This window comes from Paracoccus shanxieyensis, from assembly GCF_009711265.1.
In the GTDB taxonomy this organism is placed as follows: domain Bacteria; phylum Pseudomonadota; class Alphaproteobacteria; order Rhodobacterales; family Rhodobacteraceae; genus Paracoccus; species Paracoccus shanxieyensis.
The window spans coordinates 25767-39425 of sequence record NZ_WMII01000011.1; the positions used below are offsets into that span (position 1 = coordinate 25767).

Below are 13659 nucleotides of genomic sequence, written 5' to 3' on the forward strand. Positions count from 1 at the left end.
GGCATCATATATCGGGGCTTTCCCGGTTTTTATCCTGCGCCTGACCTTATCCGGGATGGGCGCAGATGACCGTTGAATCGACGAAGAACAAAAGCGGGCCCTTCGTTGCAACCGGATCGAGCGGCGTGTTCCCCCGCGATTTTCTTCTGCTCGACCCGGCCCACTTGCGGGTCATCCGAGTGCGAGGCTTCGACGAGGACGAGATCACCTCCGGGATCACCCACACGGGGGTCGGATCCACCGACGGCACGGTCGCTGTGGCCTCTGGTCTGGCGATTGGAGATCAGGTCTATCTGCTCCGCGCCGTGCCAAATCTCCAGCGCAGCGATTACAACGCGCAGGGCCGCGTGCCGACCGATCAGGCGGAGCGGGACTTTGACCTCGCGGTCATGCAGATCCAAGACATCGCCGAGCGCCAGAGCCGCGCGCTGACCCTGCCGGTGTCATCGGAATTGACCGGCGAGGAGGCCATGCAGGCCGCGCTGGACGCGCCGCAATATGCGCTGAGGGCTGAGCAGGCGGCGCGAGAAGCACAGGCGGCCGCGTCCTATACGGTGGCCGATCTGGCCGATCTACTTTATGTGCCCCGCGCCCTGCCGATCGGATCGCGCGTCCTGACACGGGCGGAACGCTACAGCTACGATGTGGTGGCCTCGGGCGGACATCTGGTGAGCGCGAGCGGTGCGCATCTGCAGATTGTGCCGCGCGGCGGGCAGTGGTCGTTCGGGGCGCTTGCGCCGGCAGGCGACGGCGTAACGGATGACCGTCCGAAATTCGTGATCGCCAACGCCATCGGCGGCGAGATGCACCTGCCCGCGCCAGCCGTGCGCTATGCCGTTTCGGCGCCTGTCGCGCTGACCGTGGCTGTCAACGTCGACGCCCGCGCGCCGTGGGTCGGGCTGACCGATAGCGGGCGGATCACCTTTGCCACGCAGCGCACCACGAACCTTGGCGGCAAGGTCAACCGGATCCCGGATCGCGTGTTCGTCGGCCGCGCGGCGCAGGCGTTTGCTGGCAACTCCGGCTCGGGCGACGGCGGCACGTCGATCTTCTCGACCCCAGCCAGCTCCCCGGCCTATCTGGCGGTCAACGCCAGTCATCTCGTCGAGGCGGGGTCTCAGGGGCAATACGGCAGCGTCGACGTGGTGCAGACCGCGATCCTGCCCGGTGGCGCGGCGGGCATCGCCCATGGCGCGGCGGTGGTCAATGACCGGCCCGGCGGGCGGGCATGGGGCTATATCGCCGAGATCCAGCATGAGCCGGGCGCGCTAAACGCCAACGGCGTCGAGTGGGCGATCAAGAACAAGAGCGAGCAGAATACCACCTATCGGCCTTATCAGCGCGTAAACGGCACCTTCGCCAGCCGGGCGGTCGCGGGCGGGGATGCGACATTCGGCGGCGCGGCGACGAACCCTAGCACCGCGGCGCACATCATCATCCGCAACAACGAGGGCGGCAATACGCACGCATGGAACAGCGGCATCGTTTTTACGGCTGACGCGCTGACCGGCACAGATGGCAGCGCGGCAGATAATGGGCTGGGCGAGGCCATGAGCTTGGCGCGGAACCATTACATCGGCTGGTATGCGCCAGACACGCCGAACGGGCTTGCCGCCATCATCACATCTCGCGTGACTCAGACGCAGAACCGGATGCGGCAGTTTTTCGCAGATGACGCCGTGGTGTTCGACAGCCTTGCCTCGGGCGGCGCGGTCTTTCGCGCGCAGCATGTCGCAAACGGCGTGAATTACCTGCAGGCGACCAACGGTCCGACCGGAAGCGGCGCAATCCTCGCCGCTGTGGGCCCCGACGCCAACATTAACCTACGGCTTCAATCGAAGGGCACGGGGCGGGTGCAGTTCGGCACCGTCGCCACGCAGGGCGCATACACGATCAACGGATTCATCGAAGTTCTTTCCCTTCAAGGCGAGGTCGTGAAGCTCGCCCGAGTCGCTTGAGGAAACCCATGGACAACAAGACATTTGGCACGCTGGCATTGCAGCTTCTGGAAGGCGCGCAGATCCCCGGCGCGCATGTGGACACGGCGTGCGCCTTCAAGCGTCAGGCCGAGGCGCTGGCGCGTGGCGAGGTCGATTTTGCCGCGGACGAAACGGGCGCCGACCCGCGCGACGTGAGCGAGGCAGGGTGATGCGGCGGCCTGCCTTCAAGAACGAATTGAACGTCACCACGGTCATTGCCTTGGCGATGTTCGCGATCACGGCCTGCGGCCTCGCGGTCGGTTTCGGCGAGTTTCGCGGGCAGGTGTCCGAGACGAATCGCGATCTCGAAGCCCTGAAAACCGACGTGCTGGGCTGGCGCGAGGCTCATGCGCAATTTCACCGTGAGCGGGCGCAGGAGATCGCCGCCAGCGGGGCGCGCACCGATGAGCGGTTGAAGCAGGTCGAGGCGCAAAGCCGCGTCATCGACAACCTGACCTATCGCATGACCGTGCAGGAGCAGGGATCGACCAACCTTGCGGCGGCCGTGGCCGAGCTTCGGCAGACGATTAATGACCAATCCGGCGACATCAAGCTGATCCGGGAAATCGTGACCCGGATGGACGGAAGCCGCCCGAGCAAATGACGCCCGCCGCGCGCGGGCCTTTTCATGAGGACGAGATGAGAGAGAATCGAGAGAAGGTCATCGCATGGATCGGCATGTCAGAAGGCGGGCTGGTCGATCATCCGAAAGATCCGGGCGGGCGCACTAATAAGGGCATCACGCAAAAGACCTATGACGCATGGCTCCGCTCGAAGAAGCGCCAGTCGCGTGCTGTCGATCACATTACGAAAGCGGAAGCCGATCAGATCGTTGCTGAGCAATACCTCGACACGGTGAAGTTCGACGATCTGCCGGCTGGTCTGGATTATTCGGTGGGGGATTTCTCGGTGAACTCGGGGCCGAGCCGCGCGGTCAAGGAGCTGCAGAAACTCGTTGGGACGGATCAGGACGGCGTGATGGGGGCGCGGACGCTTGCTGCTGTGGCTCGGGCCGATCTGGCGGCGTTGATCCGCGCATATAATGACCGTCGACTTGCCTTTCTGAAATCACTGAGAACGTGGTCGACCTTCGGAAAGGGCTGGGCCGCTCGCGTGCAGTCGGTGCGGGACCGCTCGATGGGCATGGCAGCGGGCCGCGCCGCGCCGGTCATCACGGTGCAGAAGCCGGGAGAGGGCGAAAAGGCGACCGACGACCAGATCCGCACGACGAACCTGCTGGGCAAGGTGCTGGAGGATCCGATCGCGCTGATCCCGGCTGTCGGCACGCTGGTGACCCCGCTGGCCAGCAGCAACGGGCCGCTATCGTGGGCGCTGGCGGGGCTGATCCTCATGGCCGGGGCCTTCGTGGCGATCCGTGCCTTGAAGCGGGGTGTGTGATGCTGGGGCGGCTGCAGGCATGGCTCGCCGCCCTAGGCGTCGCGCTGGCAGCCATTGCCGCCGCGTGGCTCCGAGGCCGGTCCTCGGGCCGCACCGAGGCGCGGGCGCGAGACGACGCGGCGTATCGCGAAACCAGAGAGAGGATCGATGATGTCACGACTGATGATCTTGACGCTGATGCTGTCCGTGAGCGCCTGCGCCAGCACGCCCGCAAGTGGCCCCGCGATCTGTGATGCCACACGGGGCAGCCGGGCAGGGCTGGCTGATGCGCTGCTGAGCGATGGCGGGCCGGAGAGCCAGCGGGCCGGGTTGCTGGTGCTGGATCAGATGGCGGCGGGGTGCGGGTGACAGGGTTTGGCACTTTCCCGATTCGTTCATAGCATGTCCTGCCAAAAAATAAGGCTAGACGCTTGATAACTAGGGGGGTTCGTCAAATTTAGGTTCTGGCGCCGCAAGGCGTGGGGGTTCAAGTCCCTCTACCCGCACCACGTTGTTTTAAATGGATAAAACTTCGACGCGCGGGCCTTGTTAGCGGGCTGGTCTGACACAATTTTACAGTCCGTTTTACAGGTTTACGGTTGCCTGCCGTTCGGTTCGCGTCAATTCAGGGCCGCTTCCGATGCAGCTGTCTGGTTCGCGTGTGGTGGGTGGCTTGACCGGCCACGCAACACGGACCGCAGGGCCGCGTCAGCGATAAGCGCTCCATCGGCAGGCCTGTTGTGGTCGCGACGAATCTGGTCCTGGCGGGGCTGATGCCCAAGCTGTCAGATCGGCCAGCGGGCCGCCGCGTCGCGGGCCAAGGGCATCCCGACCGCCTGTCGGATGACGGGCAGGGGCCATTCCGACCGATGCTGTGGCTGATTCTCTCGGACGCGGCACCTGATTGCCGAAAATCGATTCGTCATCGCATGAAACCGCGGCCGCACCGGCATCTGCCAAAGGTATTATGGCCGGATCGGATGCGAAGATATGACTCTGTCGTCATGGATGGACCGATCCCGGCCGAGCTTTGCGTGGGATATGGCAAAGTCCCGATCATCCGAAATGGCCGCGAATTCCAACTTTCCCGGTGTGGATGATCCGGCAAAATCATCCATGCAGCTGGCCGCAGATCATTTGCACATATACAAAATTCATTTCCGAAACCGCCGATATCTTGCGCCTGCCCAGACCTTCGTTACGCCCTGTTTCAGGGTCAGGTTCGCAGAGGTTTCATACAATTGGCGCGTGTGCTGAAACCGGGGCTTCGTTAAGGCCGCAAACGTCCATCTACGCGCGTAAGCTGTCGCCAACTAACAGGTTTCACCTGCAGCATTGGCAAGAACCCGCACGCTCTGGCAAGAACTCGCGCAGTCATTTTCGACAATATGGAAAAAGTTTCGGGCTGCGGCTACCTCACGATCAGCGACGACCACTTTACCGACGAGTACGATATAACAACTTCCGGTCGGTCCGCCAAAAGACAAAACCAGCCCCTGCGTCGATGCATGGCTTTGCCATGCCGATCGCCTGTCTCAGTCCTGGAGATCTGAATGCCGACCAATAACAGTGATCAACTGCGCGCGACCCATGCCAATCAGGTAATCAATGCCGGAGGCGGCGCTGACCTGATGATCTGGAACCCGAATACCGGAAACGCCACGTTCAACGGCGGCAATACCAACGAAAACTACGACTCGAACCCCTATATGGACCGCAGCGGCGGCGATTATCTGCGGGTCGAAACCAGCGCTGCGCTGCGCGTGCGCTTTACCACCAGCGAAGACGGCACCGTCACCCAAGGCAACCGTGTCCTGAAATTTACCGGCATCGAGCGGATCGAACTGGGCAATGGCAACGACGTGCTGGATGCGACGAATGCCCGCATCCTGCCTGCCCATAACGGCACGCCGATGCACGGCCTGACCGTCTATGCCGGCGCTGGCAATGACAGCGTCATCGGCACCTCGGTCGATGACATCATCGATGGCGGCTCGGGCCATGACACGATCCGCGCGGGCGGCGGCAATGACTTCGTGCAGTCCAGCACCGGCAACGACCTGATCTATGGCGATGCCGGGGATGACAACATCCGCTGGGGTCAGGGCAACTTCCAAGAGAATGTCGGCAACGACACCATCTATGGCGGCGCCGGTCATGACATGATGAACGTCTGGATCAAGGACGGCTATGGCGAAAACGGCCCCGGCGTTACGGTGAACATCACCGCGATCAACGGCGCCGGTTCCTTCGCGGGCACCTCGACCACCAATATCGGCGGCGGCACCTCGAGCCTGCGCTTCTTCGAGATGGAGCAGGTCTGGACCCATGAAGGCCGCGATGTCATCGACGGGTCGAAAGCCTCGGTCGTCGGTGGCAAGGGCTTCCACGGCAATACCCGCTGGGGTGATGACCGGCTGGTCGGATCGAACGGCAATGACACGCTGGAAGGCGGCGAAGGCCGTGACACCATCACTGGCGGGCGCGGCAACGATCTGATCTCGGCCAATGGCGATTTCTTCAACTCGCGCGCTCCGGGCGATGGCGACCGCGACACGCTGGTGTTCCGCACCGGCCATGGCAGCGACACCGTTCTGGGCTTCGACACCCGCGTGGACGTGCTGGATCTGGGCGGGCGTCACTATAACGTCGTCGAAAAGTCGCAAGGCACGCTGCTGACGGCGGGCAGCGACACGATCCTGCTGGCGCATATCTTCGACTATATCTGATGCGCCGCCCCGCTGCGGGGCTGTGCCGAGATGCCGGAAGGGCCGCCTGCAAGGGCGGCCCTTTTTCCATCGCCTTGACACCAAGGCAAGAAAAAGGGCCGCTTCCGAAGAAGCGGCCCCATGATCCCCGGACGGGCCGGTCAGAATTAAAGCTGGTCCAGCGCCTCGATGGCCTTTTCCAGATCTTCCTTGCTGACGTTCTTGTCCGACACCTTGGCGCCTTCGACGATATGGTCGACGACCTTGTCTTCAAAGATCGGCGCGCGCAGCTGCTGCTGGGCTTGCGGGTTCTGCTGGATGAACTCGAAGAACGCGCGTTCCTGACCCGGATACTGGCGGGCCTGATTCATCACGGCCTGGGTCATTTCCTGATCCGAGACGGTGATTTCGTTCTTCTGGCCGATCTCGGCCAGCAGCAGACCAAGGCGCACGCGGCGTTCGGCCAGCTTCTTGTGCTCATCGGTCGGCTCGATCTCGCCATGGTTATGGCCGTGATCTTCGGGATGCTCTTCGTGGTAAAGCTGGTGGGCGATCTGACCGGCTTCCGCCTCGACCAGAGCTTCCGGCAGCTCGAAGCTGACCAGCGCATCCAGCTTGTCCAGCAGGGCGCGCTTCAGGATCTGACGCGACGCACCTTTGTATTCGGCTTCCAGACGCTCACGGATCTGGCCTTTCAGCGCGTCCAGATCGTCAGCGCCGAATTTCTTGGCCAGCTCGTCATCCAGTTCGGCGGCTTTCGGCGCCTTCACGGCCTTGACCGTGGTTTCAAAGACAGCGTCCTTGCCCGCCAAGGCGGGATGGCCGTAATCCTCGGGGAACTTGACCTCGACCTTGACTTCGTCACCGGCTTTCGCGCCGGTCAGCTGCTCTTCAAAGCCGGGGATGAAGCTGCCCGAGCCCAGAACCAGCGGGTAATCCTCGGCGGTGCCGCCTTCAAAGGCTTCGCCATCGACCATGCCCTTGAAGTCGATCACGACCTGATCGCCGTCCTTGGACTTGGTGCCTTTCTTGCGGTCCTCGAAGGACTGGGCGTTCTTGGCCAGATTCTCCAGCGCTTCGGTCACCTGCTCATCGCTGGCCGAGACGACCAGACGCTCCAGCTCGACGCCCGAAAGATCGGCTTCCGGAATCGTGGGCAGGTTTTCATAGGTGACATCGACCACAAGGTCGTCACCCTCTTTCCAGCTTTCGCCGCCGACCATCTCGACCTTCGGCTGCAAGGCGGGACGGTCGCCCGAGGTTTCCAGATGGCCTTTCAGCGCGCTGTCGATGGCTTCCTGCATCGCATCGCCCATGACGCGCGGGCCGAACTGCTTTTTCAGCAGCGCCATCGGCACCTTGCCCTTGCGGAAGCCCTTCATTTCGACTTCGGGCTGGGCTTCTTTCAGCTTCGCTTCAACCTGCGCCGCCAGATCGGCAGCCGGCAGAGTGAATTGATAGCCGCGCTTCAGCCCTTCGTTCTGGGTTTCCTTGACCTGCATGAGCGTTCCTTCATCCATCGCGTTCCGCGGGGAAGGGGCGGCTGGCCCCTGTTGACACGGGGCAGAATACCCCGGGCCCCCCGCCGTGTTTCAGCGCGCTAGCTATGGGATTTTGCCGGGCTTCGCAAGGAGGAAGGCTGGTTCCAACGGCTTTCGCCGCAGGGTTTGTCATCGCTCTGTCGCGCAAGGACGCGACAATTCCGGACCCCTTAAGATCGCTTGCGAAGAAATTTCGGCAGCATGGTGATTTTTCCGCTTGCGCCCGTCCGGCCCCCCCCATATACGACGCCCCACGCAGACGGCGGCAACGTCATCTGGACCTCCGGTGGGGCCATAGCTCAGTTGGTAGAGCGCTTGAATGGCATTCAAGAGGTCAGGGGTTCGACTCCCCTTGGCTCCACCAAATCATCTCACAAAATCATGCAAAATTTCCCGTAAACTGCGGGGATGATTGCATGTTTTGCACAGCGCTGCGGCCTGTGCCGCTGATGCGCCTCGTCGCAGATAAGCCATGGTCGCGGGGATCACAGCATTGGGCTTCGGGACCGTCTGCGCGGGGCGCGCCTGCGCGATCTGGCCCGAAGCCCTTGCTCTTAGCTTACCACGCCTCGATCACCGGTGCGGCGTCCCATTCGGACAGCGGCGCCTTCGACCATGTGCCATAGCTTGCATTGGGCAGCACGATCCATTCGGTGCCCCATTTCGCGCTTTCCTCGGCGACCGTGCGCTTCTGGTCGTCCAGCGGCGTCTTTCTGAAGCGGGCGTCGAAATCATGCAGCGTGTCGCCGATCAGCAGCACGATCTGATGATCGGCGCTGACGATGGCGCGACGCTCGACTTTGGGTGGGCCCAGCAGCAGGACGTTTTCCTCGCTGACCTGCGGCAGGCCAAGCTGGGTCAAGGTGGCAAGCGTATGCGACTTCTGCTCATCCGCCCGGTCCGAGATATAGCGGATCGCCACGCCAAGGCCGTTTGCGTGGTCCAGAAACTCTTTCGCGCCGGGAATCAGCGTGGGCTTGCCGTCGCGTTCCCATGGCAGCCAGGTGTCCCAGGCATCATACATGTGGCAATCGTCCAGATCGCGGGCAAGAAGCGCGGTATTGTCGATGACCGTTTCGTCCAGATCGGTCACCACAGCCAGTTTCGAGGGGTCGTCGGCAGCCTTGACCGCCGCGTCCAGCTTTTCCGTGGCGATGTTGAAGGCCTGCAATTGCAGCGCCCGGACCTCGGCCGATTGCTGCTGGAACCGCAAGCCCATGGCGAATTCGCGCACGGGGCATGTGTCCGCAGCCGCCTCGGCCGGTGCGTCCTGCGCCGTGGCGGCATGGGATGTCAGCACGCCCATGGCCACGACGACCGCGGGTTTCAAAAGCTGTCGCATGTTTTTCCCTGTCATGTTTTTGTCATAATTGGCGCGAGGCTTGTTGATGCCGACCGGCTTGTCAAGCGGACGGCATGGCGGGGCACCAAGGGTGCGTCACTCCGGAACGCCGGCAGGCTGGGGCCTGAGGAAGGGCAGGCCCTGACCCTGACCCCAATCCCCGCCGCTGTTGCGCAGCAGAAAGTTCTGCGGTGTGAAATCCGCCAGCACCGTGTCCCGAAACGTGATCGAGCCGCCCGCGCCAAGATCCAGCACCACCTGACCCCCCTCGGCGTGCAACCGCGCCATGATCTGTGCCGGATCGGTGGCGGGATGGCCTTCCAGCAGGATGCGGCTTTGGGGGGTGAAGCCCTCGACCACGTCGTCGCCGTCGCCTGCGGCATGCACGATCCAGTCGGGGCCGCCATGGCTGATGATCAGATCGTTGCCCGGACCGCCGCGCAGGCGGTTGCCCTTGGCATTGCTTTCGATGCGGTTGTCCTGATCGTTGCCGGTCAGTTCCAGCCCGCGCGCGCCTTGGGCCGCGGTGATGTTTTCGACATTGGCGGGCAGGGCAAAGCCCGCCATGGCAACCACACTGTCGACGCCGCCCTGCGGCTGTTCGACGATCTGCGTGTTCCTGCGCGAGACGCGGTATTCCTGATCGCCAGCATCGCCTTGCAGCACGACTTGTTCAGCGCTGCTGCCGGCATCTGTCAGTTTCATGTCGCGGGCGGTGGCGTGGACATGGCCGCTGCCTTGCGCATCGGCAAGCGGTTCGTTCGATACCGTCAGGCTTGCAGTGCGGTCCGGCGTCACGGACCAACGGACGACAAGCTGTTCGGGGCGGATATCCTCGACCCGAGTGTTCCGGAAGATGACGGTCTGCGGATCGGCGGGATAGGCGCCATTCGCCAGCCACACATCCCCGCCGACCTGCGTCAGCCGGGCCATTGCGCCTTGCGGGCCGTCGAAATGGAAGCCTTCCAGCACGATATGATCGTCGCTGCCGAAATCCGACACGATCACATTGCCGGTGCCGCGCATGACATGCAGCACATCCGCCCCGCCACCCAGCGCGACGAAATCCTGCCCCGCGCCGCCGCCGGTCACGATCACGTCGCGGCCGTCCGTGCCGCTGATCCGCGAGGCCCGCGTATCGTCGATGATCGTCGCGCCATCGCCTTCGCCGCGCAATTCGCGATCCGGATGCAGAGCATAGACTGAAACCGACTCGATGCTGAATTCATTGCCATCGGCAAAGGTCAGATGGTCCAGACCGCGCACCGGATCCCAGCCCCAATGCGAGCTGATCTGGTCGTTGATGATGACATACATCGGCGTGGTCAGATCGGGCGGCACGGGCGTGCTGTAAAACGGGATCAGCGAATCGTGGTCGCGCCCGAAATAGAAGGTGATCTTTTCGGGCGTCCACGCCGCGGCCCACGTCCAGTCTTCGGCATGCATGTCGGCGCCGAATTTCTGCCGGGCGTTGACGATGTCCTGAAAGATGAACTGCTCGCCCTGTTGATGGGTCTTGACCATGGGTGCGGCGGGATTGCCGTCCGCGTCCAGATCGAAGGGATTGGTGAAATCCACCGCCTGCGTCGGGTTGCCCTGCAGATCCAGCCGGTCAAAGAACGACGCGACCGAGAATTTGTCGTCATTCGGGGTCGGGCGGCCACCGACGCCCCGGCTATAGGCCTCGAAAATGTCGATCTCGGGCGGCCAGCCGATACCTGCGGGCGCCAGCCAGAAGGCCGGCCAATGCCCCTTGCCTTCGGGGATGCGGGCTGTGATCTCATAATAGCCATAGGCCTGTGCCCATGTATCGGCCAGCGAGACCATGCCGGTATAGTATCGAACCTTGTCCGCCTGATCGCTGCGCCCGACATTGGCCAGCGCGCTTTGCACCAGCGCGCGCTTGTCGTCAGGAATCACCCCCGCGCCGATCCGCAGCCGGCCATCCGCAAGGCGCAGGGGGTCGATGCCGACCGGCCCGCCATCCTGCGTCGTCGTCGCATCTGACAGAAACACGGATTTCGGCCCGTTGGTCATGATGTCGTCCCGGCGCGAGGATGTGGACCAGAGCCCCTTGCCATTGCGATAGGCGTTCAGGCCAGCCGCATCGAAATCGTCGCGAAAGATCAGCTCAAAGCCCGACAGATCGGGCGGCTGAGGGCTTTGCTGCTGGGCATGGGCGGTGCTTCCAGCCAGCGCGACAAGCAGTGAAATCGCCGGGGCGGTCGGATTTTTTGAAAACGCAATCATGAACATACCGCAATCTCCTTGAACCCGTCTCAGGAGTGTCGGACGGGTTTACCTGCAAAGGAAAGCCGGGCGTTCGACCCGGCAGACCTTGCTGATACGATATGCAGCTTAACGTGCCCTGCCGCAGGCTCAAGGCGCGCTAAAGCCGATGCGTGCGGCGCTTTGGCACGGGATCATAGGGCGGATCCTGCGGCGCGGGATCGTCATGCAGATCTGGCATGGGCGCACCGTGGCGCTGCGCATAATCCGAGGGATCCTTGGGCGAGGGATGCGCCGGGCGCTGCGACGGGGCCTTGCGGGGGCGGCGCTGGGGTTGCTCAGTATGGCCCATCACGCCGCGCACCAGATCTGCGGCGTCGCTGAATTCGCGCATGATGCTGCCTGCCTGTGCGGCCACCGTGCGGAACCCGGATATCGCCGAACCGAGCGAGCGCATGACGCCATCGACGCTGCGGTTCAGCGTGGCGCTGTTGTCCTGAATGTCGTCGATCAGGCGCGGGCGTGGCTTTTTGCGGCGGCGCGGCGGCTGATCGCCGGGCCGGTCCCAATGCGCCGAGGGCGGGGCCGTCGGGCGGCGCTGCGGCATGGCGGGCTGCATGGCCGATTGGGGTCTGACGGGCGGCAGGGACGGGCGCGGCTTGTCATCGGACAGCATCTGCGCGACCTGCCTGCCGGCAATCACCGCACCGGCGGTCAGCGCGGCGGCGGTCAGCGCCGTGCCGCCCCAGACCAGCCATTTCGCCGATTTCGACGGGCGGGGCCAGACCTTGCGGCCATCGGGGGACACATTGCCATGCGGCGGGATGCGGCGCATCTGCGGCGTCTCATGCAGGCGGCGGTGGCCTTTGGGGACGGGGCGCGGACCGAAGCGGGTCTGGCTGGTGACATCGGCCTCGGACAAAGGCGGGTCCAGATCGTCATGGGGCAGGTTGTCGTGCGGGTCGCTCATCACTCTGGTCCTTTCAAGGCGCATCGCTCGATCAACCCCGATCCGACCGGAAATGTTCCCCGCAATCCGCTGTCACACGCCCTGCGGCAAAACGAAAGACGCGCCGGAAATCCGGCGCGTCTTCCTTGTTCGCGGGTGCGGTCGATCAGTTCGCGTCGTCGTCGTCGCGACCGGCCGAGCCGATCTCGTCGAAGAGTTCCGCAATCTCGAACTCGGCAGCGGCTTCTTCTTCCGCAGCCAGTTCCTGGATCGATTTGCCCGAAGCTTGCAGCTCGGCTTCCTCGGTCGAACGCGCGACGTTCAGCGTGATCGTCGCATCGACTTCCGGGTGCAGGTGGACGCGCACTTCGTGCAGGCCCAGGTCCTTGATCGGCGCGGTCAGAACGACCTGACGGCGTTCGATCGCGAAGCCTTCGGCAGCGGCGGCTTCAGCGGCGTCACGCGGGGTGACCGAACCGTAAAGCGCACCGGCGTCCGACGCCGAGCGGATGATGACGAAGGACTGACCGTCCAGCTTTTCGGCCTGAGCCTGAGCTTCTGCACGGGTTTCGTCGTTGCGCGACGCCAGGTCGGCCTTGCGCTCTTCAAACGCCTTGATGTTGGCGTCCGAGGCGCGCATCGCCTTGCCTTGCGGCAACAGGAAGTTGCGGGCAAAGCCGTCTTTGACTTTGACCACTTCGCCCATCTGGCCCAGCTTGGCCACACGTTCCAGCAGGATGACTTGCATGTTCGTCTCTCCTTACTTCACGGCATAGGGAAGCAGGGCAAGGAAGCGGGCGCGCTTGATGGCGCGGGCCAGTTCACGCTGCTTCTTTGCCGAGACGGCGGTGATGCGCGACGGCACGATCTTGCCGCGTTCCGAAACGTAACGCTGCAGCAGACGCGTGTCTTTATAGTCGATCGCGGGTGCGTTCTCGCCCGAGAACGGGCAGACCTTGCGGCGGCGGAAGAAGGGTTTGTTTGCCATGATATGCGTCCTTTCCCTCAGTTCCGGTCGTCGCGGTCGCGACGCTCGCGGCGCTCGCCACGATCACCACGGTCGCCGTCACGGTCGCGACGCTCGCCACGATCACCGCGGTCGCCACGATCCCCACGCTCGCGCTCGTCGCGCTTCTGCATCTGGATCGAGGGGCCTTCCTTGTGCTCTTCGACCTTGATGGTCAGCACGCGCATGACATCGTCATGCAGGCGGGCCAGACGCTCCATTTCCTGCACGGCGGCCGAAGGCGCGTCCGAACGCAGGAAGGCGTAATGGCCTTTGCGGTTCTTGTTGATCTTGTAGGCGAGGGTGCGGACACCCCAATATTCGTTTTCGACGACCTTGCCACCGTTATCGGCAAGAACGGTCGAAAAATGTTCGATCAGCCCTTCGGCCTGCGTATTCGACAGGTCCTGACGGGCGATCAGCACATGCTCGTAAAGCGGCATGACTGTTACCTTTTTCAAGGCGCATTTCAACGGCGGGACAACACCCTCCGCGCCCCGCCACGAGAGGCTGCGCCGGTTTCGCATT

The 13659-nt window shown here is 63.4% G+C and carries 13 protein-coding genes and 1 tRNA gene; 7 read left to right on the plus strand and 7 right to left on the minus strand.

The window, feature by feature from the left end; translation table 11 throughout:
- Nucleotides 1-65: 65 nt before the first annotated feature.
- The 6 genes from GL284_RS12475 (at nt 66) to GL284_RS12500 (ending at nt 6085) form a co-directional block, all read left to right on the plus strand.
- On the plus strand, nt 66-1958 hold the full coding sequence (locus GL284_RS12475) for a hypothetical protein (RefSeq protein WP_155044964.1): 1893 nt from the start codon (nt 66-68) through the stop codon (nt 1956-1958).
- Between the two features lie 8 nt (nt 1959-1966).
- The gene (locus tag GL284_RS12480; RefSeq protein ID WP_155044965.1) at nt 1967-2149 is read left to right on the plus strand and encodes a hypothetical protein; all 183 of its coding nucleotides are present in this window, start codon (nt 1967-1969) and stop codon (nt 2147-2149) included.
- Entirely contained in the window at nt 2149-2583 is a 435-nt protein-coding gene (locus GL284_RS12485; protein ID WP_155044966.1) for a hypothetical protein, read from the plus strand. The genes GL284_RS12480 and GL284_RS12485 overlap by 1 nt, the downstream gene beginning before the upstream one ends.
- The gene (locus GL284_RS12490) at nt 2580-3377 is read left to right on the plus strand and encodes a glycoside hydrolase family 108 protein (protein WP_155044967.1); all 798 of its coding nucleotides are present in this window, start codon (nt 2580-2582) and stop codon (nt 3375-3377) included. The genes GL284_RS12485 and GL284_RS12490 overlap by 4 nt, the downstream gene beginning before the upstream one ends.
- A gap of 150 nt (nt 3378-3527) precedes the next feature.
- Complete coding sequence (locus GL284_RS12495; RefSeq protein WP_155044968.1) at nt 3528-3725, plus strand: hypothetical protein; 198 nt, start codon at nt 3528-3530, stop codon at nt 3723-3725.
- A gap of 1184 nt (nt 3726-4909) precedes the next feature.
- Nucleotides 4910-6085, plus strand: a complete 1176-nt coding sequence (locus GL284_RS12500; RefSeq protein WP_155044969.1) for a calcium-binding protein — start codon at nt 4910-4912, stop codon at nt 6083-6085.
- 146 nt (nt 6086-6231) lie between these two features.
- Here the strand turns inward: GL284_RS12500 and tig are convergent, their stop codons facing one another.
- Entirely contained in the window at nt 6232-7566 is a 1335-nt protein-coding gene (gene tig / locus GL284_RS12505; protein ID WP_155044970.1) for a trigger factor, read from the minus strand.
- A 327-nt stretch (nt 7567-7893) separates the two neighbouring features.
- On the opposite strand from tig, the gene GL284_RS12510 reads away from it, so the two are divergent.
- Nucleotides 7894-7969, plus strand: a tRNA-Ala gene (locus tag GL284_RS12510).
- Between the two features lie 195 nt (nt 7970-8164).
- On the opposite strand, the gene GL284_RS12515 is transcribed toward GL284_RS12510, so the two are convergent.
- The 6 genes from GL284_RS12515 to rpsF all read right to left on the minus strand — a co-directional run bounded on the left by GL284_RS12515 (nt 8165) and on the right by rpsF (nt 13574).
- Nucleotides 8165-8947: a 5'-nucleotidase, lipoprotein e(P4) family gene (locus GL284_RS12515; protein WP_230383056.1), complete on the minus strand. Its 783-nt coding sequence runs from the start codon at nt 8945-8947 to the stop codon at nt 8165-8167.
- Between the two features lie 96 nt (nt 8948-9043).
- Nucleotides 9044-11203 carry a glycoside hydrolase family 16 protein gene (locus GL284_RS12520; RefSeq protein ID WP_155044971.1) on the minus strand — a complete coding sequence of 720 codons (2160 nt, stop codon included), beginning with the start codon at nt 11201-11203 and terminating at the stop codon, nt 9044-9046.
- Between the two features lie 133 nt (nt 11204-11336).
- Nucleotides 11337-12146 carry a hypothetical protein gene (locus GL284_RS12525; RefSeq protein WP_155044972.1) on the minus strand — a complete coding sequence of 270 codons (810 nt, stop codon included), beginning with the start codon at nt 12144-12146 and terminating at the stop codon, nt 11337-11339.
- Between the two features lie 145 nt (nt 12147-12291).
- Nucleotides 12292-12873, minus strand: coding sequence for a 50S ribosomal protein L9 (gene rplI, locus GL284_RS12530; protein ID WP_155044973.1), 582 nt, complete (start codon nt 12871-12873; stop codon nt 12292-12294).
- Between the two features lie 12 nt (nt 12874-12885).
- On the minus strand, nt 12886-13113 hold the full coding sequence (gene rpsR / locus GL284_RS12535; RefSeq protein ID WP_155044974.1) for a 30S ribosomal protein S18: 228 nt from the start codon (nt 13111-13113) through the stop codon (nt 12886-12888).
- A gap of 17 nt (nt 13114-13130) precedes the next feature.
- Nucleotides 13131-13574 carry a 30S ribosomal protein S6 gene (rpsF, locus tag GL284_RS12540; RefSeq protein WP_155045080.1) on the minus strand — a complete coding sequence of 148 codons (444 nt, stop codon included), beginning with the start codon at nt 13572-13574 and terminating at the stop codon, nt 13131-13133.
- Nucleotides 13575-13659: the final 85 nt, after the last annotated feature.